The sequence below is a fragment of the Streptomyces sp. NPDC017246 genome (assembly GCF_044331325.1).
Taxonomy (GTDB): Bacteria; Actinomycetota; Actinomycetes; order Streptomycetales; family Streptomycetaceae; genus Streptomyces.
In genome coordinates, this window is record NZ_JBIRMW010000004.1 from 21,378 (window position 1) to 44,486 (window position 23,109).

Here is a 23,109-nt window from a genome sequence, read left to right on the forward strand (position 1 = left end):
TTCCGGCCCGGACTCCCGGGCGCGCGGGAGCGGCGGACGGGGGCGGCGCCTCAGGCGTGGGACACGACGGCCACGGGGCAGGCGACGTGATGGAGCGCCGTCTGGGTCACGGCGCCGATGTGCGTCCCCGGCATGGCCCGCCGCTTCCGTCGGCCCACCACCAGCAGTCCGGCGCCGGAGGCTGCTTCGAGAAGGCTGTTGCCGGGCCTGTCGTGGACGACTTCCTCGGTCACATCGACCTGTCCGAACTGCTTCCTGTGGCGTTCGGCGGCGGCCGTCAGCGCCGTTCGCAGCCGAGCGGCCGCCTCGGATCCGTCCCTGCCGTCGCGGTGGTGCGGCAGGGCGGAGTGCCAGGCCGAGACGATGTGCAGGGGGACCCCGCGGCGGGCCGCGAAGTCGAAGGCGAAGCCCAGCAGCTCGTCCGCGGGGTGCTGTACGTCCAGACCGACGACGACCCGCTGGTCGCCGCCCGGGGCGGTGCCTTCCCGTACCAGCACGACGGGGCGTTCCGCCGCGGCCAGGACCTCCTGGGCCACATGGCCGGAGACGTATCCGGAGCCGTTGCCCGCGCGATGCGAGCCCAGGACCAGCAGCTCGGCATCGGCCGCACGGGCCAGCAGAAGCCGGGCGGGCGCGTCCTCGGTCTCCTCGGCCGCGGTGACGACATCCGGGTGACTCGCGCGGGCGCGCTCACTGGCCTCCGCCAGCAGGGCCCTCGCCCGCTCCGTACGCACGTCCCGTGACTCCCGTACGGCGACGACCTGGTGTTCGGGCCACAGCGACGCGTTCACCAGCTGGAGCCCGGCTCCTCGCGACACTGCCTCCCCCGCTGCCCAGGCGACCGCCGCCAGGCTCCCGTCGGATCCGTTCACTCCTACCGCGATCTGCTTCATGGGCCCACTCTGGAGCCCTCGCGGGAGTCCGGCACCCCCGGCATGGCGACAGAGCGACTGAGCGGCGCGGCGTTCCGTGTTCGTGACGGTGAAGTCGTGGAGTGGTGGAGTCCTGGAGTCGTCGGCGTGGCTCGGTGGGCTCCTCACGCGCGGGAGAGCCGATGCCGCTCGTACCGGGTGCCGGACCGGCGCTCGGCGTGCGGCGTCCGGCCCCGGGACGGGCGGCAGTCCGTTGAATCAGTTGTTCGGCGCTTCACCGGCGGCCGGGCGGCGGCCCCCGGCGGAGGCGACCAACGCGGCCGCCACGATCGCCGCGTCCGCCTCGGCGACGTCCGCCGGGTACTCCGGCAGCAGATCGTCCCAGACGGGCATCCATGATCCGTACAGCTGGGACTGTCCCTCGGGCCGGGCGAAGAACCAGATGTGCAGGTGGGCGCCTCCGTCCCCGATGCGGTAGACGTGGGCGCGCGAGATGTGGGGCAGGGCCTGCACGTGGCGGACGAGGTGAGTGGTCAGGACCCCCAACTCGGCCGCCAGCTCGTCGGGCAGGTCTGCCATGTCGTAGTGCTCGATCGGATGCAGCATGAGCACCAGCGGCACTCCGACTCCCTCGATCCGAGTGAGCCGCCACCTGTCGTTGAACCAGATCCCGTCTCCTCGGTCACGGCACGCGTCGCAGTCCGCCGGGTCCTCACCGTGTCGCGGGGGCTCGGGCAGCACGGGAGGACGCAGGGGTGAGACGCGCAATCCGTCCGCTTCGAAGGGGCTGATGCTCCACCCCGTCATGCGCGCGAGCGGGAGGCGCCGCTCGGCGTCGGAGGCGGCGAGCGCGTGGTCGTAGAACTCGTCAGGTCGCAAAGCCATGATACGAAGACTAGTTCGACCCGCCGCTTCCCGGTTCAAGATCAGCTCAATCGGCGGGCGCGTAGCACCAGGTCATCGGTGTGGTGCGCGCCGGCTCCTCCGTCGGGTGCCACGCGGGCGCGCTGCTCGTCGACCTCGACCACCCAGTCGTCGCCGAGGAGGGCCGTGACCATGGAGGGCCAGACGTAGTCGGCCGGGTCGAAGCCGCTTTCGTCCGGCGGGCGGGTGTCCATTCCCGCGTGATGGACGAGCAGCAGGACACCGCCGACCGCGACGGCCTCGATCAACGCCCGCTCGGCGGCGGCGTCGGAGGTGCGCAGCAGGGCCGGGTACTGCGCGGAGACCAGGTCGAAGGAGGCCGGCGGGAGCGCCGCGTCCGTGAGTGCGGCGTGGACCCAGTGAACGGCGGCGCCCGCGTCCCGTGCGTGCCCGACCGCCCGTTCCAGGGCCACGCCCGAGACCTCGAGCGCGGTCACGTCCCAGCCGCGGTGCGCCAGCCAGATGGCGTCCGCGCCCTCTCCGCAGCCGACGTCGAGCACCCGCCCGGGGGTGAGCCCGGCAGTCTCCGCGACGAGCGCGCCGTTGGGCCGGCCGCTCCAGAGTTGCTGCCGGTCGGCGTAGCGGTTGTCCCATTCCGCTCGTACCGCGGGGTCTCCCTCGTAGCTGTCGATGGGAGAGGGAGCTTCGGGCGCGGGCGGTCCCGCTGCGATGTCTTCGGTCACGGACCCACCATCGCTCCTCCTGTCCCCCTCGTGCCGCGCGTTTTGCCGGTCCGGCAAAAGGGAGAGGTGATGTGCGGGGTGTGGGTCCCGCACCCGGACAACGGTTTTGAAATTATCCATTCAGAATCTTGATACCTGTTTAACCCTATGCGAGATTCGGCGCACGCAGCACGTGCCAACGGCTGCGCACCGTCCGGACACACCGGAATCGCTGCGGGAGAGGTCTTCACCATGCCGGTCCAGCACACCCCCGGGGAGCGACTCTCGATGGAGACTCGCACCATCGAGGTCATCCCGGACGCCGAGCGCCACGGCACGCCGCGCAGCCAGTTCACGCTGTGGTTCGGCGCCAACATGCAGATCACCGCGATCGTCGACGGCGCGCTGTCCGTCGTCTTCGGCGCCGACGCGCTGTGGGCGATACCCGCTCTGCTGATCGGCAACCTGCTCGGTGGCATCGTGATGGCACTGCACTCCGCGCAGGGACCACGGCTCGGCGTCCCGCAGATGATCTCCAGCCGCGCCCAGTTCGGCGTCCACGGGGCGGTCCTGCCGCTGCTGTTGGTGATCCTCATGTACCTCGGCTTCGCCGCGACCGGCAGTGTCCTGGCGGGCCAGGCGCTGTCCGAGTTGCTGCACATCGACAACACGGACGCCGGCATCCTCGTCTTCGGCGCTCTGACCGCCGTGGTCGCGGTCACCGGCTACCGGCTCATCCACATCGCCGGCCGGATCGCCACCGTCGTCGGCGTACTCGGTCTCGGCTACCTGCTGGTGCGGCTGTTCACGCAGTACGACGTCGGCGCGCACATCGGGAACAAGGGCTTCGACGCGGCGACCTTCCTCCTCGCCGTGGGCCTCGGCGCCGGATGGCAGCTGACCTTCGGCCCGTACGTCGCCGACTACTCGCGCTACCTGCCGCGCGACACCAGCACGCGTGCGACGTTCTGGTCCACCTTCGCCGGCTCCGTCATCGGCTCCCAGTGGGCCATGACGCTGGGGGCGCTGACCGCCGCCGTCGCCGGCAAGACCTTCCTCAGCGACCAGGTGGGCTTCCTCGGTGACCTCGCCGGGCCCGCGGCCCTCGCCTTCCTGATCTACCTGGTGATCGTGGTCGGCAAGCTGACGGTCAACTGTCTCAACGCCTACGGCGGCTTCATGTCGATCCTGACCACCGTCACGGCGTTCGACGGCCGCTCTCGCGTCTCTGCCGCCGCCCGTGCCACCTACATCGTCGGCTTCACCGCCGTATCGATGGCCATCGCGCTGGCCGCCAGCGACGACTTCCTGAACAACTTCAAGAACTTCGTGCTCCTGATCCTGATGGTGTTCACCCCGTGGAGTGCGATCAACCTGGTCGACTACTACCTGGTCTCCCGCGAACGCGTCGACATCCCCGCCCTGTACGACCCGAACGGCCGCTACGGCCGCTGGAACGCCACCGCCCTGACCTGCTACGTCGTGGGGGTCGCCGTCCAGATCCCGTTCCTGGCCACCAAGCTGTACACCGGCGCGATCACCAAGAGGCTCGACGGCGCCGACATCTCGTGGATCGTCGGGCTCGTGGTCACCGCGGCGCTGTACTGGCTGTGGGTGCGGCGCACGGCCGACCCGCCCGCCGAGACCGTCCACCCGGTCGTCACCGAGGCCGACGGCACGGCTGCGCCGGTCGGCTGACCGGGACTCACCTCACGGGCGCGCCGTGCGCCCACCGGGCGGCGACGTCGGGCGAGAGCGGTACGACCGCTCGGCCCGACGCGTCGTCATGCGTTGTCGTTCATCGACCGGCACACATCTTCGTGGTCATGCGGTGACACACTCCTCGTGCGTCGTCCCCGTCCGAGGCGAGGAGCGGAGCTCACCTCCCGTCGCCCGCCCGCGTTTCGATCATGCGAACTACGCGCGTCGACCAGCCCGTACGCCGTTGACGGCCCCATCCGCCTCGACGAGACTCCTGGCTCATGCAGCCCCCGCGTGACCGCTCGGTCACCACCTTCCAGCGCCGACACGTGGACCTCGTCCGTGTCGCGAGCGCTGTCTGTCGCTGCACCTGACCGGCCGCCTTCCGGCTCACCCCGCACCCACGCCTCCCGCGCCCGCCCCGTCCGCCGGGCCTCGGAGGCCTGCACGCACGCCCTCCTGGAGACCCGTATGTCCACGCCCCTGTCCCGCCGAGCCCTCGGCGGGGTCGCCGCCGGTGCCGCGGCTGCCGCCGCCATCGGAGCCACCGCGTCCGCCGCACAGGCGGCCCCCGCGGCCGACCCGCGGGAGCGGCCCTTCCGGGCCGCGCACCCCCGCCGCCACTCCCGGCGACCCAACATCCTCTTCATCCTGGGCGACGACCTCGGCTGGGCCGACCTCTCCTCGTACGGCTCCCCGCACATCCGCACCCCCCACCTGGACCGCCTCGCACGCGACGGTGTCCGCTTCACCGATGCCTACTCCGGCTCCGCGACCTGCTCCCCCACCCGCTTCAGCCTCTACACCGGCCGCTACCCGGGCCGTACGAAGGGCGGGCTCGCCGAGCCGATAGCCGACAAGTCCGTCGGCCTGGAACCCACCCATCCGACGCTCGCCTCGCTCCTCCGGGACTCCGGCTACGCCACCGCCCTCATCGGGAAGTGGCATTGCGGCCACCTGCCCGACTACTCCCCCACGCGATCCGGCTGGGACGAGTTCTTCGGCAACTTCGGCGGGGCCCTGGAGTACTACTCCAAGCTCGGGCTCGGCGGCGAGTACGACCTCTACGAGGGCGATGCCGAGTACAAGGACCTGCGCTACTACACTCGGATCCTCACCGAGCGGGCGAGCGAGTACGTCGGCCGCGAGCACGACAAGCCCTGGCTGCTCAACCTGAACTTCACCACCCCGCACTGGCCTTGGATCGCCGACGGCGACAAGGGGGCGAGCGACGAGATCGTCCGGCGCATCAAGGCCGGCGACCGCTCCGCCCTCTGGCACCAGGACGGCGGCTCCGTCGAGAAGTACAAGGAGATGGTCGAGGACCTCGACCGTTCGATCGGGCAGGTCCTCAAGGCCCTGAAGCGCTCCGGCCAGGAGCAGGACACCCTCGTCTTCTTCGCCAGCGACAACGGCGGCGAGCGCTTCTCCTACAACTGGCCGCTCGCCGGGAACAAGGGCTCGCTTCAGGAGGGCGGCATCCGCGTCCCCTCGATCCTCCGCTGGCCCGCCAGGATCGACGGCGGGCAGGTCAGCGACCTGCCGGTGTTCTCGCCCGACTGGACGGCGACACTGCTGGAGCTGGCCGGAGCCCGCCCCCATCCCGCGTACCCCCTCGACGGCACCAGCCTCGCGGGACATCTGCTCCGCGGCGCCGACGTGCCCGAGCGGGACCTCTTCTGGCGGGTGCGGGGCGAGCGGGCGCTGCGCCGGGGCGACTGGAAGTACTACCGGGGCAAGTCCGGCCGCGACCAGCTCTTCCAGCTGTCCGAGGACTCACGCGAACAGGCGGACCGGGCACCCTTCGAGCCGTCCCGACTCGCCGAGCTGCGGGCCGTCTGGGAGCGGATCGACGCGGGACTGCTCCGCTACTGAGCCCCGACGGCCCGCGCGGCGGGGCACGCCTCTCCGGGCGCGCTCCGCCGTGTGGGCCGTACGAAGGGTGGCACCGGGTTTCTGATGCGCTCCGTCACCGGGCGGGTAAAAGGAACGGGTAGCGGTGACCGAGGGACTCGTCGAGTTCTGTGAGGAGTACGTCCGACCATGCTCATCGACCTGAGACGACGTACCGCACTGGTCACCGGCTCCACCCAGGGGATCGGCGCCGCCATCGCCACCGGACTCGCCCGGGCCGGAGCCCGTGTCGGCGTCAACGGGCGGACCGAGGAACGCGTCGAGCAGGCCGTCGCACGCATGCGGGCCGAGGCCCCCGAGGCCGACCTGGTTCCGGTGGTCGCCGACGTCGCCACCGAGCGAGGAGCACAGGTGGCCGCCGACGTGCTGCCGCACATGGACATCCTGGTGAACAACCTCGGCGTCTTCGGCGAGGCCGACCCGCTGAAGATCAGCGACGACGAGTGGCGGCGCTACTTCGAGGTGAACGTCCTGGCGGCGGTCCGGCTCATCCGTCAGTACCTGCCTGGCATGAACGAGCGCGGCTGGGGACGGATCCAGAACATCGCGAGCGACTCGGCGGTGGCGATTCCCGCCGAGATGATCCACTACGGCATGTCCAAGACAGCCCTTCTGGCGGTCACGCGCGGCTTCGCCAAGCAGGCGGCGGGGACCGGTGTCACCGTCAATTCCGTCATCGCCGGCCCCACGCACACGGGGGGCGTGGAGGAGTTCGTGTACGAGCTGGTGGACCGTGCTCTGCCGTGGGACGAAGCGCAACGCGTCTTCATGCGCGAGTACCGTCCGCAATCCCTGCTGCGGCGGCTCATCGAACCCGCGGAGATCGCCAACATGGTGGTCTACCTCGCCTCCGACCAGGCGTCCGCCACGACCGGCGGCGCGCTGCGCGTGGACGGCGGGTACGTCGACTCCATCCTGCCGTAGCGGAGATGCCCGCAGCCGCGCGGCGAGCTGCCCTTCACACGCCGCGCCACCTGTCGGCTCCGGCGCTCTCCGCCGGTCTGCGCTGTCACAGCGGGTGAGAGGCGTCGGCCTGCGACATCCGTGACGTGGCGCCGCCGGACACGGGTCCCCCGCCATGCCGGGGCGTGAGTCTGGGCTGCGCCTGCGCCTGCGTCTGCCACTGTCCCAACCTTTCCTCGCCTCGCTTTGCCCTGGCTGCGCCATGCCCTGGCCTGCCCTGGTCTGCCCTGCCCTGCCCTGCCCTGCCCCGGATGACGTGCGGGGTTCGCGTTGCGGGGGCTCGTGAGCCTGCTTCTGCGCTGGGCGCACCTTTGGGCCGCGCCATCGCGCTGAGTGCGCTCGCCGGATCAAGTGAATGCGGGTGTTGGTGTGTTGGTCCGGTGATGTGCACGGGCACCTTCCGGTCAGCGGACCTCACCGTCGAGAAGGACACGAACAGGGACACGAATGACGAGCCAGGTTACCGAAGTAGAACTGGAAGGCCTTCTCCGCACGGCGCTGGACGCCACGGGTACGGAGCGTTGGGCGACCGACTCGGACGAGATGTGGTGCCGTGTCACGCCGGAGTCCGGCACACGGCGCGAGCAGGGGTGGAAGCTGCACGTGTCGGCGACGGCCGCCTCCGCGCCGGCTGTCCTCGAGAAGGCCCTGGAGGTGCTGCTGCGGGAGGAATCGGCGTTCAAGTTCGCCCGGTCGCTCGACCAGGTGAGTGCGCTCAACTCCCGTGCCACACCACGGGGAAGCTCCGGCAAGTTCATCACCGTCTATCCCCGCTCCGACGACGAGGCGGCCCGGCTCGCCCACGAGCTGCACGGGGCCACTGCGGGCCTGGCCGGCCCTCGGATCCTGTCCGACCAGGCGTACGCCGTCCACTCACTGGTGCACTACCGGTACGGCTCGTTCGTCGGCCGGAGGCGGCTCTCGGACGACGGCCTGCTCGTGTGGTTCATCGAGGACCCCGACGGCAATCCCGTGGAGGACAAGCGCACCGGCCAGTACTCTCCGCCGCCTTGGGCGGTCTCCCCCTTCCCCGCCCCGGGTCCCGTCGTGCCGCGCGCGGCGGAGGGGGCGGACGGGGCGAGTGCTCCGGTGCTGCTCGGTGGTCGTTTCGCGGTACGGGAGGCGATCCGGCACACGAACAAGGGCGGCGTCTACCGGGGCAGCGACGTCCGTACGGGCGCCCTCGTGGTGATCAAGGAAGCCCGGCCGCACGTGGAGGCCGACGCCTCCGGCTGTGACGTCCGCGACTGGCTGCGCGCCGAGGCCCGGACGTTGGAGAAGCTCGAGGGCACGGGCCTGGCTCCGGAGCCGCTGGGGTTGTTCGAGCACGCCGGGCACCTCTTCCTGGCCCAGGCCGAAGTACCGGGCGTCACCCTGCGTACCTGGGTCGCCGAGCACTTCCGCGACGTCGGAGCGGAACGCTACCGCGCCGACGCGCGGGCGCAGGTCGGGCGTCTGGTGGACCTGGTCGCCGCGGCGCACGCGCGGGGCTGTGTCCTGCGGGACTTCACACCCGGCAACGTCATGGTCCGTCCGGACGGCGAGCTGCGCCTCATCGACCTCGAACTCGCGGTCCTGGAAGACGAGACCGCCCTCCCGACCCGCGTGGGAACCCCCGGCTTCAGCCCCCCGGAACGCCTGTCCGACGCGCCCGTCAGCCCGACGGGCGACTACTACAGCCTCGGTGCCACCGCGTGCCTCGTGCTGGCCGGAAAGGTACCGAACCTGCTGCCCGAGGAGCCCGCCACAAGGGCGACGGAGCAGCGGCTCGCCGCATGGCTGGCCGCCTGCACGGGGCCGCTTCGACTGCCGGGGGCCCTCGTGGAGATGATCCTCGGGCTGATGAAGGACGACCCGGCCGAGCGATGGGACCCGACCCGGGCGCGCGAGGCTCTCCGGAGGGCGGACGCCGAGCGGCCGCTGAACCGGGCTGCCCCACACGCTCGACACGTCCTGCGGAACGACCGACTGAGCGACCCTCGGCACGACGACCGGAACGACGGCACGAGTGAGGGTCCGCGCGACGCGGTGACCGGGATCGTGGACCATCTCGTCGATGCGATGACCCCGGCGGACGAACGTCGGCTGTGGCCCGTGTCCACCATGGCCGGGGAGACCGACCCCTGCACCGTGCAGCAGGGTGCGGCCGGAGTCCTGGCCGTCCTGACGCGGTACTGGGAACTGACCGGTGACGACCGTCTGCCCGCGCTGATCTCCACCGCGGGCCACTGGATCGCGGGCCGCACCGATCTCCGCTCCACACGCCCCGGCCTGCACTTCGGCGGACGCGGAACCGCGTGGGCGCTGTACGACGCCGGGCGCGCCGTGGACGACCGGGGACTCGTGGACCACGCGGTGGCTCTGGCTCTGGCCCCGCAGCAGGTGACTCCCCATCACGACATCACCCACGGCAGTGCGGGAAGCGGGCTGGCCGCCGCCCACCTGTGGCACCGCACCGGGGATCCGCGCTTCGCCGAACTGGTCGTCGACGCGGCCGACCGGCTGGCCGCCGCGGCGCAGCGCGGTCGGGACGGGGTGAGCTGGCCGGTACCCGGGGAAGCCGCCTCCTCCGAGGGCGGCAAACGCTACCTCGGCTTCGCCCATGGAACGGCCGGGATCGGCTGCTTCCTCCTCGCCGCCTTCACCGTCTCGCGGCGCCCGGAGCACCTGGACCTCGCGGTGGAGGCCGGCGAGCACCTGTCGGCCTGCGCCGTGCACATCGGCGAGGCCGCCCAATGGCCCGCCCAGTCCGCGGACCTGCCCACGGCCCCGTACTGGTGCCACGGCGCGGCGGGCATCGGATCCTTCCTCGTCCGGCTGTGGCAGGCCACCGGGGACGACAGGTTCGGCGAACTCGCCCGCTGCAGTACGCACGCCGTCGTCGAACGCGCCTCCCGCGCCGCCCTGGCCCAGTGCCACGGTCTGGCGGGCAACGGTGACTTCCTCCTCGACATGGCCGACGCCACGGGTGACCCCGTGTACCGGACCATGGCCGACGACTTGGGCCGCCTCATCCTCAGTGAGAGCGCCCACCGCCATGCCCAGGTGGTCTTCCCCAACGAGTACGGGGACGTCTCGACCAGCTGGAGCGACGGATCCGCGGGAATCCTGGCCTTCCTCACGCGGATCCGTCACGCAGACCCCCGGCACTGGATGGTCCAGCAGCCGGTCTGAGCGGCAGCAAGTCTGTCGCCGGCTCGTAACACGAAAACGAAGGAGAGAACCATGGAGAACAACGACATCGAACTGCTGGCCCACCTCCACGCCCTTCCGGAGACCGACCCCGTCGGTGTCGACGGAGCGCCCTTCGCCGCGACGTGTGAGTGCGTCGGCCTGCTGACCCTCCTCAACACGGTCTGTATCGGCATCAGCTGCGCGTAGCACCGGCGCCCGACATCCGGCCGGCGGCCACCCGGGAAACCGCCGGCCGGATGTCGTCCCCGGAACCACCCGTCTCCCTCCTCGCCGACGACAGCCGCGGACGAGGACCCCGACCGCAAGCAGCCCCCAGCCGGTGATGAGGACGAGACCACATGCAACCACCCTCCGGTGTCGACGACCTCGCCCCGGCGACCCTCATGACAGCCGCCGGCACCACCCCGCCCACGGTCCGCCCCGGTCCCGAGCCCGTCAGCGCCATCAGCATGCGCGGCCTGGTCAAGAGCTACCCGGGCCCGCAGGGCACCACCACCCACGCGGTTCGCGGCCTGGACCTGGACGTGCGGCAGGGGGAGACGTTCGCCTTCCTCGGGCCCAACGGCGCGGGGAAGTCCACCACCATCACGGTGCTGTGCGGCCTGGCCCGTCCCACCGCCGGTCACGCCACCGTCGCCGGTGCCGACGTGCTCAGTGCGCCCCACGAGGTACGGCGACGTGTCGGCCTGCTCTTCCAGCACAGCGCTCTGGATGTGGACCTGACGGTCGAGCAGAACCTCCACATCCACGCGCGCCTCTACGGGCTGCCCCGCCGCCGTGCCCGCTCACGCGCTGCGGAGGTGATCGAGACGGCCGGGCTGACGGAGCGGCGGCGCTCCCCGGTACGCACCCTGTCCGGCGGCATGCGGCGGCGCCTGGAGATCTCGCGGGCCCTGCTGCACTCCCCACGCGTGCTGTTCCTGGACGAGCCGACCACCGGACTCGACCCGCATGCCCGCGCCCAGGTCTGGGAGCATCTGCGGGCGCTGCGCGACCGGGACGGCAGCACCCTCTTCGTCACCACCCATTACCTGGAGGAGGCGGAGCACTGTGATCGCATCGCCATCATCGACCACGGCCAGGTGGTGGCGCAGGGCACGCCCCTCGCGCTGAAGGCCGCGATCGGGGACGACCGGGTCGTCCTGCGTACCGGCGACGACCCGGCGGCACAGCGGATCGTGCGCGCCCTCGTGCCACCCGACCGCACCGTCACGGTGGACGCCGACGGCGTCTCCCTGCGGGTGCCGGGCGGCAGCGGCTGGATTCCGCGCCTGTGCGCGGCGCTGCAAGGCCATGCCATCGCCGTACACGCCGCTTCCGCCGCCCCGCCCACCCTTGACGACGTCTTCTTCCACCACACCGGCCGCAGCCTCGACGCCAGCAAGGCCGGCCGCGCGCCGGCCGGCCCCACCCCGAGCGCGACCACGTCCGAAACCGGCGGCAGCCGATGACCGAACTCAGTGTGAAGGCCCCGGACGCTCCGGACGGCGCGGGCGCCCTGGGCACACCCGGCGCACCCGGCGACTCCTGCTCCTCCGACGACTTCCGCAGCCACGACAGGGGGCGCGCGTCCCGTCTCCGGCGCGAACTGCGCGCGATCCACGCCCTGGTCCACCGTGACCTGCTGCGCCTGGCGGGCCAGCGCACCCACACCGCGCTGATGCTGCTCCACCCGATGCTCTACCTCCTCATCCTGGGAGGCGGGCTGGCCGCCCTCATCCCCCGCTCCTCCCTGGGCGTCGGCTACCAGACGTATCTCTTCCCCGGCATCCTGATGATGACGGTGCAGACACCGGCCATCATGGTCGGCATCCGTCTGATCACCGACCGGCAGAGCGGCTACGTGCGGGAGCTCCTCATGGCTCCCGTCAGTCGCGCCACGCTCCTCCTGGGGCATTGCGCCGGCGGCACCCTGACCGCGACGGCGCAAGGCGCCGTCCTGCTCGGCCTCGTCGGCACGGTCGGTCTGCCCTACGACCCGCTGCTCCTGGTCATGCTCCTCGGCGGGATGATCCTGGCCTCGTTCACCATCACGGCCCTGGCCCTGGTCCTGGCCGTGTCCCTGCGCAGGGCGGAGACGTTCCACACCCTCCTCGGTCTGATCATGATGCCGCTGCTGTTCCTCTCCGGCGGCTTCTTCCCGCTGCAGTCCCTGCCCGGCTGGGCACACGCGCTCGCCGGCGCCAACCCCCTGGCCCTGGCGGTGGACCTGTTGCGTCGGTGCGTCACCTCCCGCGTACCCGACCAGCAGGCCGCCACCGGCATCGAGTGGGCCGGCCGGCAGCCGCCCCTCCTCCTTGAGGCCGGACTCCTCCTCGCCCTCGGCACCGTCGCCCTGCTCTGGGCCGCGCGCCGCTTCAACCGTCCGGAATGACACACCGCGCCGGAAGGAGCCCGGCTTCTTCCAGGGACCTGAGAAGGGGCGTCTGACCTGGGCTGGTGCCCCGGTCAGGCGCCTCTCTCCTGCGCGCGGGCAGCCGGGCGGGGCCGGGGCTGTCGTGCGCCGCGCGTGAGATCCGACATCCGACCGCCGGCCAGCTATACCTTCCGAGGGCAGGACAGCGCCATGCGCTCCACACTCGACCGTAAGGGCCGCCATCGTGACCGGACGCACCGCCGAGCCAACCGAGAGCCCGAGGCCGGACGAGGTCGTCGGCGAGGCCCGATGGCCGATGGCGGCGGCCGTCGTCGCCGCCATGGGGCTGACCCTTCTGCTCCCCGACGATCTCCGTCTGGCGCCTCGCTGGGTCATCCCCGTCGTCGAGGGACTGCTGCTGCTGGCGCTCATCGCCGGCGATCCGGGCCGGATCGACCGGCGCTCGGCCGCCCTGCGGGGCATGTCGATCGCCCTGGTGGGGGTTCTGGCCCTCAGCGCCGTCTGGTCGACCGTTCAACTGGTCGACGACATCCTCCATGCCGGGAAGGAGACCAGCTCCGCCGTCGATCTGCTGCAGACCGGCGGCACGGTGTGGGCGGGCACCGTCCTCGCCTTCTCGCTGCTGTACTTCGAACTCGACAGCGGTGGGGCCGCCGCCCGCGCCCACCGCATGCCCTCCACGCCCGCACTCGCCTTCCCCCAACAGATCGAGCCCCGGCTGAGCGGCGCCGGCTGGCGGCCCCGCTTCGTCGACTACCTCTACCTGGCGCTCACCAACGCCACCGCCTTCAGCCCCACCGACGTCATGCCGCTGGCCCCTTGGGCCAAGATCGCCATGGGCATTCAGTCCCTCGTCTCCCTGCTCATTCTCGGGCTCGTGGTCGCCCGTGCCGTCAACGTCCTCACCTGACGAGCGGGCCCCTCGGCGGCGCTCAAGAGAACACGGGACGTGATGAGCACCGCGAGCCTCCGCCCGCCGCCGGCGGTCCCGGCCGGCGGAAGCGGTGCCTGCTCGCTCGCTGACGGCGCAGACCCAATCGGGTGAGCCGCCCGACGAGTCCTTTGGCCCGCCTGAATGACCGTCACTCCACCGCCGCACCAAGGCGGTGAGCCCGGCCCTGTGCGGCGACCGACACGTGATACCACGTCAGGACGACGCCGCCGAACCGCCGCGATCCCGACGAATGTCGAGCCAAGGAGCTGATGCGCATGTCGGCCGACAGTCCCGTCGGAGCACCTGGCGCGCCGCCGCCGGATCCCTTCGCCCTGGTCAGGACCCGCGGCTACGTCGGGCTTCTCATCATGGCCGCGGCGCTCGGAGTGCCGATCTCCGCGGCTGCGTACGGCTTCCTCGCTCTGGTCAACGAGCTCCAGCCGTGGACCTACACCGACCTGCCCAAGGCGCTGGGCTTCCAGGCAACCCCTCCCTGGTGGCCCCTGCCGCTGCTCGGCGTCGCGGGCCTGCTGGTCGGAGCGGCCATCCGCCACCTCCCCGGAACCGGCGGCCACAAGCCCGCCGAGGGGCTGTCGACGGCAGGCGCGCCGGAGCCGCGCGAACTTCCCGGCATCCTCGTCGCCGCCGTCGCCACGCTGGCCCTCGGTGCCGTCCTCGGTCCCGAGGCCCCGCTCATCGCCCTCGGCAGCGGCACGGCCATCTGGCTCGTACGCCTGCTCAAGCCGGACCTGCCGCAGCAGGTGAGGGCCGTGGTCGGCGCCGCCGGAAGCTTCGCCGCGGTCAGCACCCTGCTCGGGTCGCCCCTCACGGGGGCGTTCCTCCTCATGGAGGCGTCGGGAATCGGCGGGCCGATGCTCGGGGTCGTCCTGGTGCCGGGCCTGCTCGCCGCGGGCGTCGGCTCGCTCGTCTTCATCGGCCTGGACGGCTGGACCGGTCTCGGCACGTACTCCCTGGCGCTTCCGGAGGTCCCGCATGCCGACACGCCCGATGTCGCCGAGTTCGGCTGGGCGCTCGTCATCGGGCTGGTGGCGGCCCTCGTCGGCACGGGCATCCGGCGCCTCGCCCTTCTCGTACAGCCCCATGTCGAGCGGCGCCGGGTAACCGTCACCGTGCTGATGGGTCTGGTGGTCGCGGGGCTCGCCATCGCCTTCGCCGAGGGCACGGGGAGAGCCGCGACCGAGGTGCTGTACTCGGGGCAGGCCGCCCTCGGCCCGCTGCTCGCGAACAGCGCCGAGTACTCCGTCGGTACGTTGACCCTGCTCGTCGTGTGCAAGGGACTGGCGTACTGCGCCTCGCTGAGCGCGTTCAGAGGAGGCCCGATCTTCCCGGCGATGTTCCTGGGGGCGACGGGTGGGATCGCGCTGTCCCACCTACCGGGGCTGGAGCTCACCCCCGCGTTCGCGATGGGGATCGGTGCCATGTCGGTCACCATGCTCGGGCTCCCGCTGACCTCGGTGATGCTGGCCACCCTGATGCTGGGATCGCAGGGCCTCACCGTCATGCCGCTCGTCATCGTCACGGTCGTGGTCGCCTATGTCGTGTCGAAGCGACTCAGCCCGGCGCCGACCGGTGAGGCGCAGGCTCCCGCACCCGAAGTCCCGAGGGCGCGGTGACGTCACGTGCGGGGCGGTGCACACACGCCAGCCGGTCGGGGATTCCCCAGTGCTGGGCTTCCGGCGCGGTCAGGCGTACCAGTCGGCCTCCGCCGGCCGCGCCCGTCGGGGCACGTCCCGGGCGGGCATGGGCGTTCGTTCGCCACCCGCGAGCAGGGTGCTTGCCGGATCGCCGCCGAGAGTGCCCGGGAGCTTCACCTCGACCTCGATGGCGCGAGGCGGGTCGGTGGGCAGGACGGCGGTCATCACAGCCGTCTGGGCGTGGTGGCCATGGGCGCTGGCGGCGGCGACCTGTTTCCCGTCCACGAGGAGCTCCAGCTCCCGCGTCCCGCCCATCCGCAGGCCCACGGTGACCGAGCAGCCGGCGTGCTCGCAGTGAAAGTGGTACTCCCGGCTCATGATCGCCTCCTTGGAACACCTGGCAACCTCTTCCCTCCATCGTGGCACCACCAGGTGATGGCTGCGTCAGCCCCGGATCCCGCTCCCGCGCTCGTCGCCGTGATCCTCACCGGCTACCGCGCGAGCGGAACGCACCCCGGGGACGTGCATCCGGGTGGGGAGCGGATCGGCGTTGCACCGGGAGGAGGCCGGGTGGGCGTTCTAGTCTCGGCTCGTGAGGCATGCCGAGCAGCGCGCCGAAGGCGCGGGACCGTTCACCACCCGGGTCACCTGGCGGCTGCCCGGTGACAGGGAGGCGGTCTGGGAGTCGCGGCTCGCGCGGCGCCGAGGAGTCCTCGCCGTCCGGGCGCCGGGCTCGGAGGCCGGCCACCATGCCCGGGCCGACGAGGTGGCGGTACGCCGTCTGCGCAGGCTCAACTCCGTGGCCGCGACGGCCTTCGTCATCGGCGGGGCCTTGTTCGCGGCCGGTGCAGGCGTCGCCCAGTTCGGCTCCGGAGACGCCACCGAGATCGCCTCGATCTACTTCGCCGGCGGCCTGTTCTTCAACACCGGCGGTTACGCCTCGCTGCTGCAGGTGATCAACGCGCCCCGCCACGTGGTCGGCGGCCGGACACTGGTCACCCACCGCTGGCGGTGGTGGAGCTACGAGCCGACGCGCGTGGACTGGCTGAGCGTCTTCCTCCTGTTCGCCGGCACCCTGGTGTTCGGCGTCAGCCTGCTGAACTCCTTCGTCGAAGGACTGAACGTCCACCAGATCAACCGGCTGATCTGGGTACCCGACCTGGTGGGCTGCGTGCTGTTCCTGACCTCCGGGCACCTCGCCCTGGTCGAGGTCTGCCACGGCGGGCCCCGCCTGCTCCCGCGCAGCCTCGGCTGGTGGATCGTCGCGGTGAACCAGCTCGGGTCCGTCCTGTTCATGGTCTCGGCCCTCGCCGCGTACACCCGGCCGGCCACCGGCAGCCCGGTGAACATCGACATCGCCAACTGGGGCACCCTCACCGGCGCCCTGTGCTTCTCCGTCGGCGGTGTCCTGCAGTACTTCGAGCGCCCGTAGGGTTCCGCCGGTCTCCACGCCCGGCGCGGTCCCTCGGACACCGCCCTGTTACCGGCCGCATGCCGCCGCCGAACCGTTTCCATACCTGGCGGTCCTAGCGTCCGGCACAGCCGTTTGTGGCCGCTCATCTTCACCCCGCGAGGAGATTCCGTGCTCGAAGGCTTCGGCGAAGCGCTCGCGGACCGGGAGTACTACCTGCCGCTGCCCAGCGTGGCCGATCCCGGGCCGCGATTCGCTCCCACCGAGGTGCCGCAGGGCCTGCACGGTGCCGCCCGGGGCATCTGGACGGTCTGGGGCGGTCCGGGGACCGGACGCGCCGAGCAGGGCTGGAAGATCCACGTGTCGGCGCGGCTGGACCGGGCGCAGCACGTCCTCGACACGGTCGCCGGGATCTGTTTCTCCGAAGGCGTGCCGTTCAAGCACCTGAGCGCCCGGCTCTTCTTCCTGTTCCTCCATCACAAACACGCCGCGCGGGCCCAGGCGGGCAAGTTCTGCGCCGTCTACCCGCCGGACACGGCGACCGCCCGACGGCTCCTTGAACGCCTGCGCGACGCGCTCGACGGGGAGGAGGGGCCGTACGTCCTCACCGACCGGCGCTTCCGCGACTCGCGGACGGTCCACTACCGCTACGGCGCCTTCGGCGACCTCAGCCGGCTGCGGGCCGACGGCACCCGGGAGGGGCTGGTCAAGGACGGTTCCGGCCGCGAGGTCGTGGACCTGCGGCTGCCCGCCTTTCACCTGCCCGCGGGGATCGCCGATCCGTTCGTCGAGCGGGAGGAACAGCCGCATTCGGGCCCGATCCTGATCCGCGACTACGAGGTGACCCGCGCGGTGCGCCTGAGCAACGCCGGGGGCACCTACGAGGCCCGGGACCGGCGTACCGGCCGCACCGTCTTCGTCAAGGAGGCCCGTGCCCACAACGGCCTGGTCTTCGACGGGACCGACGCGCGGCAGCGGCTGCGGCACGAGTACCGCGTGCTGGGCGAGCTGCACGCGGCCGTCCCCGGGGTGGGCCCGGAGCCGCTGGACCACTTCACGGAGTGGGAGCACGACTTCCTCGTCACCGAGTACGTCGCCGGGCAGCCTCTTGTGGGCTGGCTCAGCCGGTCCTCCCCGCTGGGACGCGCCGACCGCACGGACGCGTCCGTCGCCGCGTACTACGAGGCGTGCCGGCGTCTGCTGGCCGCGCTGGACGCCTCGCTGGAGCGGCTGCACGCCGCCGGCTACCGGTTCGGTGACCTCAGCCTGGGCAATGTCATGGTCACACCGTCGGGCGGGGTCCGGCTGGTGGACTTCGAGACCGCCTCGGAGCTGTCCGCGGCATCCTCCGGGATGGGCACTCCGGGGTTCACTCCGCCGCCCGGCCTGCTGCTCCGGGCCGGCTCCGACTCGCTGCTGCAGGACCGCTACGGCATGTCGGCGGTCGCGTTCGCCTTCCTGGCGCCGTTCAACGAGATCGCCGAACACGCGCCGGGCAACCTCTCGCTGCTGCGCCGCGACCTGGCGGACGTGGCTCCGCCGCAGGACCTGTGGCAGCGGGCGGTCGCCTTCCACCCCACGGAGGAGGAGGCGCGGGACCGGGGCGGTCCCGACCGCCTGCCCTCCCCCGCCGAGCTGGACACCGATCCGCGAGGATGCCTGGTCAGGCTGGCCGAGGAGGTGGCCGCGGGACTGCTGGAGACGGCTGACGCCGAACGGCCGGAATGGGCCTTCCCTCCCTCGCCCGAGGCGTTCCGGACCAACAACGTGTGCCTGGCCTACGGCACGGCAGGGGTGGTGCACGCCCTGCGTCGCGCCGGGGCCGCGGTGCCGGAGGAGATCCGCGAACGGCTGCGTCGCGACACGATGGCGCAGCGCGACACGCTGCCCCCAGGACTGCTCGTCGGCTCGGCCGGCATCGCCCGGGTACTGGCCGGCCTCGGCCTGCTGGACGAGGCCGAGGACCTGATCCGTGACGCCGACGACCACTCGCTCACCGCCACCTGCGGCACCCTGGCCGGCGGGCGGGCCGGGGTCGGCCTGAGCCGGCTCGCCCTGTACCGGTTGACCGGGGAGAACAGCCATCTGGAGCGGGCCGCCGCGGCAGGGGAGGGTCTGCTGCGCACCTCCGACCTGTCGGCCGCCCTCGGCGAGCACGACGCCCGCGGCCTGCTGCACGGACGCTCGGGTCTCGCCCTCTTCCTCCACCGCCTGGCCCACGAGACCGACGAGGCCCGCTACCTGGAGGCGGGCCGCACGCTGCTTCACCAGGAGCTGGAGCGGACCTTTCCGCTGGACGACGGCGCGCTGTCCGTCTCCGACGACGCGCGGTTCACCCGTGCCATGCCGTACCTGGCCACGGGCGCGGCCGGTGTCGCGACGGTGCTCACCCGCTATGTGGCCACCGCGCCGGACGAACGCTGCGCGGCGGCGCTGCCGGGGCTGGCCGCCGGCGTCCGGGTCTCCTGCGCCACGAAGGAGGTGGGCCTGTACCGGGGGCTCGCCGGGCTGGCCTGGTTCCTCACCGAGTACGCCGAGCTCACCGGCACGGAGGCCGCCCGCCGGGACGCCGTGCGCGCCGCGACCGGTTTGGTGAAGTACGCGGTCCCGTACCGGCGCGGTGTCCGCTTCCTCGGAGCGGGTTCGCAGCGGTTCACCGCTGATTTGTCCAGTGGCGGGGCCGGTGTGCTGCTGGTCCTCCACCGCCTGCTGAGCAGCCTGCTCCTGGCAGAGCCCCACCACGCGCGTCCGCTGATCCCGGCGGCCGGCTGACGGCATCCGGCGGGCGTCCCATGAACGCCTGGGCCCGGCGGCGAGCACCTCCGTGCCCAGGTACGCAGTGACCGATCCACACAACCCGAGAAGAAACGCGGAGAGCATCCATGACCCAGATCCTCGCGCTCCAGGCACTGGAAACCGAGCAGGAGGCCTACTCCCTGCCCCCCTGCTTCAGCGTCGCCTGGAGCATCAGCGACATCTTCCCCGAGCCGATGTAACGCGCCGTACCCGGGGACGGCCGGGGCCGGTGGTCCTGCCACCGGTCCCGGCCCTGGTCGTTCGCCCGCCCGGCGGCCGGCGGCCGCTGGTCATCGGACAAGGGCGCGCACCGATGCCTCCGTCGCTATTTCGTCCCGGTCAGGGTCGCGTAGACCACCGTGTTGGCCCGGTAGCCGGTGTCGCTCGCCCAGTCGCCGCCGCAGGTGATCAGCCGCAGCTCGGGACGGCCCGAAGCGCCGTAGACCTTGTCGTCGGGGAACCCGTCCTTGGGATGGGCCTCCACGGCGTCGACGGTGAAGACGGCCGTACGGCCGTCTTCTCGGTCGATCTCGATCCCGGCGCCCCGGGAGAGGGTGTCGAGCCGGTGGAAGACGGCGGGGCCGAGCGGGGTGTCCAGGTGTCCCGTCACGACGGCCGTGCCCGGCGCCCCGGGGGCGGTGCCGTCCGCGTACCAGCCCGCCACGGTGGGGGCCGACGCGGGCGGGGGGCGCAGTGCTCCGGCACCGTCCAGTTCCAGGGGGACGAGGGCGACGTCGACCCCGATGGCCGGAATCCTGATCCGCACCGCGTCGGACGCGGGCAGCGGCCGGGGCGCGGAGCGGTCCCGGTCGGCCCCGGCGGCGGGCCGCGCGAGCAGCGACGAGGCCTGCGCCGTCGCCGGCGGCCGCGGGCCGTCGCCGTCCGGGACGTGGGCGAGCAGGACGATGCCGACGAGCGTCGTCCAGACCAGGGACCTGACCGAGGGGACGCTCCGGGACGGCGCTCCGCCGGGCTTCGGCCCGGAGCCGTTCTTCATGTGGATCGTGTCTCCGCTGGATGCCGGCCCCGGATCTCCTCGCGGAGCCGGGGCCTGGCGGTGGGGCGTGGGGCGTGGGTTCAGACGGAGTTCCGGGCGGCGGTGGCGCGACGGCGCATCCTGATCACCACGCCCGCGGCGGCGCCGCCGAGGAGCAGCGCGCCGAGGGCGTACGGGCTGCCGTCGTCGCCCCCGTCCGCGCCTGCGCCGGCGGCCCAGCCGAAGCCGGCTTCCACGGCTCCGACCGGCCGCCCGGAGATCTGGTAGGTGACGGTCTGCTTGATGCGGGGCGGGCACTTGAGGGTCACCGTGTCCGTGCCGGAGACGGCGTCCAGCGGGAGCGTGAACTCACCCACCAGGACGCCCTTGCGGTCGCCGGGCAGGAGGTGGAACTTCCCGCCCGCCTCCGACTCGCCCTTGCCGTATGTCTCCTTGCCGCAGGCGGTGGTGCTGACGGTGACGGTGGTGCCGGGGGCCGCCTTCCCCGGATTGACCTGGGCCTCACCGGAGGGCGCCGCGACGGCGGAGGGTGCGGACAGGACGAGGGCGCCGAGGACCAGGGCGAGCTGGGGGCCCGTACGTGCGAGACGCATGCTTCTGTTCTCCTTCGGTGGAGCTTTCCTGGCCGGCTGGGCCGCGCGGCTCCTGTGCTGTGCTCCGTGCACGAGCAGATCCCCGCCCGGTGATCACCGCAACGGGAGCATCGCCCGCGATGTCCCCCGGTTGGGGTCTTGATCGTCCTGCCCGGTGATCACCGCCGCAGGTCACAGCGGCCGGGGCGGTGTTCGGGAACGAATGGCGCTCTGCGCGCGAATGGGTTAGGCGCCTCGGCCACGCGTGTGGTCGGCCCTCGTGGCCGGGCGCCCGGGACATCGCCGCCGTGACGATAAGGCGTCAGTCCCGGCCCAGGATCGCCGTGAGGGCCTCTCGCAAGGCCGCTCCGGGATCCGCCGACGCGCCTTCGGAGCGCCACGCGACGAACCCGTCGGGGCGGACCAGCACCGCGCCGTCCCCGGTGACGCCGTGAGCCTCCGCCCAGTCCGTGTCGCCCGCCGGGGAGAGCTCCGCTTCGGGACCGTCGCCGATCCGGTACGAGTCGAGCGGCATCGTCAGCTCCTGCCCGACGCGGGTCGCCGCGGTGTGCCAGCCGCCGGCGCCGTCTTCGGCACTGAGGAGTACCAGGGACCGCTCGTACAGGTCGAGGGTGGAGACCCGGGCACCGGCGCGGTTCATCCACATGTGGGGTGCCCGGCTTCCGGGTTCACCCGTCAGCCGCAGTCCGTCGGGGACGACCGGCATCGTCGGGTCGGTGCCCAGGACGGCGCCCTGCGGATAGCGGTAGCCGAGCACCGCGTTGAGGATGCCGCCCTTCTTTCCCGCGGGGCCGCCGGCTCCGGGGCCGGGGGTGTACCCGGGGTGGCTGTGTTCGACCGACCGGGCCGAAGCACGGGCGCTCGTCGTCTCCGCGACCGGCCGGCGCTCCGCGTCGTAGGACGCGAGCAGGCCGGGTCCGGCCCAGCCGCCCAGTACGGCGGCGAGCTTCCACGCGAGGTTGTGCGCGTCCTGGATACCGGTGTTGGAGCCGAACGCCCCGGTGGGCGGCATCTCGTGGGCGGAGTCGCCGACGAGGAACACCCTTCCGTCCGCGTACCGTTCGGCGATCCTCTCGGCCGCGTGCCAGGGAGCTCGACCTGTGATCTCCACATCGAGGTCCGGCACTCCCACGGCCCGCCGGATGTGCTCCCTGCACCGCTCGTCGGTGAACTCCTCCAGTGTCTCGCCGTGTTCGGGGTGCCAAGGGGCGTGGAACACCCAGCGCTCCCGGTTGTCGACCGGCAGCAGGGCGCCGTCGGCCTCCGGGTTCGTCAGGTAGCAGACGATGAAGGGCCGGTCGCCGACGACGTCCGCGAGGCCGCGGGAGACGAAGGTGATGCTCACGTTGTGGAAGAGGTCGCCCGGACCGTTCTGTCCGATGCCGAGCTGCTCGCGAACCGGGCTGCGGGGGCCGTCCGCCGCGACGAGATAGTCCGCGCGGATGGTGGTGTGCTCACCGGTGTCGCGGTTCTTGACCTGCGCGGTCACTCCTTCGCCGTCCTGCTCGATGGACATCAGCTCGGTCGCGAACCGCAGATCTCCGCCCAGCTCGCCGGCGCGCTCGCGCAGCACCGGTTCGAGATCGTTCTGGCTGCACAGGCACCACCCGGCGGGGCTGAAGCGGGCGACGCCGCCGCCGGGGTCGATCTCCTTGAACAGCCACTCGCCGGCATCGCCCACCAGGCTCGGCGTCTGCAGGATGCCGTTGTTGCGTGCCAGGACCGACGCGGCCTCCTCGATGGGCTGCGCGACCCCGGCTCCGCGGAACAGCTCCATGGTGCGCACGTTGTTGCCGCGGCCACGCGGGTGGATCGACGTGCCCGTGTGGCGCTCGACGAGTGTGTGCGGCACTCCGAGACGCCCGAGGAACAGCGAGGTGGACAGGCCCACCAGCGAGCCGCCGACGATGAGTACGGGCGTGCGGTGACCGGTTGCTCCACCGGCCGCGTCGAATCGGTTCATTGCTCGTCTCCGGCGTCACCTGCGACGCGAGTTGGGGATGGGATGCAGATTCATGCCCTTCGGGGACGGGTCCGCGTGCCCGGGGCACCCGGATGACACGCGGTTCACTCGTCCGCTCCATGGGGCTCGCGCGCTGTCGGCGCTCCTGTCAA

The 23,109-nt window shown here is 72.1% G+C and carries 19 protein-coding genes; 12 read left to right on the forward strand and 7 right to left on the reverse strand.

Annotated features, from left to right (window positions below):
• Positions 1 to 50 precede the first annotated feature (50 nt).
• From ACH4MY_RS10945 to ACH4MY_RS10955, 3 genes are all read right to left on the reverse strand, one after another.
• Positions 51 to 893, reverse strand: a complete 843-nt coding sequence (locus ACH4MY_RS10945; RefSeq protein WP_398000653.1) for a universal stress protein — start codon at positions 891 to 893, stop codon at positions 51 to 53.
• Between the two features lie 237 nt (positions 894 to 1,130).
• Entirely contained in the window at positions 1,131 to 1,757 is a 627-nt protein-coding gene (locus ACH4MY_RS10950) for a hypothetical protein (RefSeq protein WP_398000656.1), read from the reverse strand.
• A gap of 41 nt (positions 1,758 to 1,798) precedes the next feature.
• The gene (locus ACH4MY_RS10955; protein ID WP_398000658.1) at positions 1,799 to 2,479 is read right to left on the reverse strand and encodes a class I SAM-dependent methyltransferase; all 681 of its coding nucleotides are present in this window, start codon (positions 2,477 to 2,479) and stop codon (positions 1,799 to 1,801) included.
• A gap of 231 nt (positions 2,480 to 2,710) precedes the next feature.
• Here ACH4MY_RS10955 and ACH4MY_RS10960 point away from each other — a divergent pair, with 231 nt between their 5' ends.
• The 10 genes from ACH4MY_RS10960 (at position 2,711) to ACH4MY_RS11005 (ending at position 15,176) form a co-directional block, all read left to right on the forward strand.
• On the forward strand, positions 2,711 to 4,156 hold the full coding sequence (locus ACH4MY_RS10960) for a purine-cytosine permease family protein (protein ID WP_398000661.1): 1,446 nt from the start codon (positions 2,711 to 2,713) through the stop codon (positions 4,154 to 4,156).
• Between the two features lie 284 nt (positions 4,157 to 4,440).
• Positions 4,441 to 4,533: a putative leader peptide gene (locus ACH4MY_RS10965; protein ID WP_398000664.1), complete on the forward strand. Its 93-nt coding sequence runs from the start codon at positions 4,441 to 4,443 to the stop codon at positions 4,531 to 4,533.
• Between the two features lie 97 nt (positions 4,534 to 4,630).
• Entirely contained in the window at positions 4,631 to 6,034 is a 1,404-nt protein-coding gene (locus ACH4MY_RS10970) for a sulfatase (RefSeq protein WP_398000667.1), read from the forward strand.
• Between the two features lie 168 nt (positions 6,035 to 6,202).
• A complete protein-coding gene (locus ACH4MY_RS10975) occupies positions 6,203 to 6,997 on the forward strand; it encodes an SDR family NAD(P)-dependent oxidoreductase (protein ID WP_398000670.1) in 795 nt (264 codons plus the stop codon).
• Between the two features lie 486 nt (positions 6,998 to 7,483).
• Complete coding sequence (gene lanL / locus ACH4MY_RS10980) at positions 7,484 to 10,210, forward strand: class IV lanthionine synthetase LanL (protein ID WP_398000673.1); 2,727 nt, start codon at positions 7,484 to 7,486, stop codon at positions 10,208 to 10,210.
• Positions 10,211 to 10,261: 51 nt separating this feature from the next.
• Positions 10,262 to 10,417, forward strand: a complete 156-nt coding sequence (locus ACH4MY_RS10985) for a VenA family class IV lanthipeptide (protein WP_266972807.1) — start codon at positions 10,262 to 10,264, stop codon at positions 10,415 to 10,417.
• Positions 10,418 to 10,569: 152 nt separating this feature from the next.
• Positions 10,570 to 11,682, forward strand: a complete 1,113-nt coding sequence (locus tag ACH4MY_RS10990; protein ID WP_398000676.1) for an ABC transporter ATP-binding protein — start codon at positions 10,570 to 10,572, stop codon at positions 11,680 to 11,682.
• Positions 11,679 to 12,605, forward strand: a complete 927-nt coding sequence (locus tag ACH4MY_RS10995; protein WP_398000678.1) for an ABC transporter permease — start codon at positions 11,679 to 11,681, stop codon at positions 12,603 to 12,605. The genes ACH4MY_RS10990 and ACH4MY_RS10995 overlap by 4 nt, the downstream gene beginning before the upstream one ends.
• 226 nt (positions 12,606 to 12,831) lie before the next feature.
• Positions 12,832 to 13,518, forward strand: coding sequence for a hypothetical protein (locus ACH4MY_RS11000; protein ID WP_398000681.1), 687 nt, complete (start codon positions 12,832 to 12,834; stop codon positions 13,516 to 13,518).
• A gap of 299 nt (positions 13,519 to 13,817) precedes the next feature.
• Positions 13,818 to 15,176, forward strand: coding sequence for a chloride channel protein (locus tag ACH4MY_RS11005; RefSeq protein WP_398000684.1), 1,359 nt, complete (start codon positions 13,818 to 13,820; stop codon positions 15,174 to 15,176).
• Positions 15,177 to 15,245: 69 nt separating this feature from the next.
• Here the strand turns inward: ACH4MY_RS11005 and ACH4MY_RS11010 are convergent, their stop codons facing one another.
• Complete coding sequence (locus tag ACH4MY_RS11010) at positions 15,246 to 15,575, reverse strand: hypothetical protein (RefSeq protein WP_398000686.1); 330 nt, start codon at positions 15,573 to 15,575, stop codon at positions 15,246 to 15,248.
• A 214-nt stretch (positions 15,576 to 15,789) separates the two neighbouring features.
• On the opposite strand from ACH4MY_RS11010, the gene ACH4MY_RS11015 reads away from it, so the two are divergent.
• Positions 15,790 to 16,629: a hypothetical protein gene (locus ACH4MY_RS11015; protein WP_398000689.1), complete on the forward strand. Its 840-nt coding sequence runs from the start codon at positions 15,790 to 15,792 to the stop codon at positions 16,627 to 16,629.
• A 150-nt stretch (positions 16,630 to 16,779) separates the two neighbouring features.
• Positions 16,780 to 19,380: a class III lanthionine synthetase LanKC gene (gene lanKC, locus ACH4MY_RS11020; protein WP_398000692.1), complete on the forward strand. Its 2,601-nt coding sequence runs from the start codon at positions 16,780 to 16,782 to the stop codon at positions 19,378 to 19,380.
• A gap of 349 nt (positions 19,381 to 19,729) precedes the next feature.
• On the opposite strand, the gene ACH4MY_RS11025 is transcribed toward lanKC, so the two are convergent.
• The 3 genes from ACH4MY_RS11025 to ACH4MY_RS11035 all read right to left on the reverse strand — a co-directional run bounded on the left by ACH4MY_RS11025 (position 19,730) and on the right by ACH4MY_RS11035 (position 22,957).
• Positions 19,730 to 20,401, reverse strand: coding sequence for a class F sortase (locus ACH4MY_RS11025; protein WP_398000695.1), 672 nt, complete (start codon positions 20,399 to 20,401; stop codon positions 19,730 to 19,732).
• Positions 20,402 to 20,481: 80 nt separating this feature from the next.
• Positions 20,482 to 20,994, reverse strand: a complete 513-nt coding sequence (locus ACH4MY_RS11030; protein ID WP_398000698.1) for a sortase — start codon at positions 20,992 to 20,994, stop codon at positions 20,482 to 20,484.
• A gap of 301 nt (positions 20,995 to 21,295) precedes the next feature.
• Complete coding sequence (locus tag ACH4MY_RS11035; protein WP_398000700.1) at positions 21,296 to 22,957, reverse strand: FAD-dependent oxidoreductase; 1,662 nt, start codon at positions 22,955 to 22,957, stop codon at positions 21,296 to 21,298.
• Positions 22,958 to 23,109 lie beyond the last annotated feature (152 nt).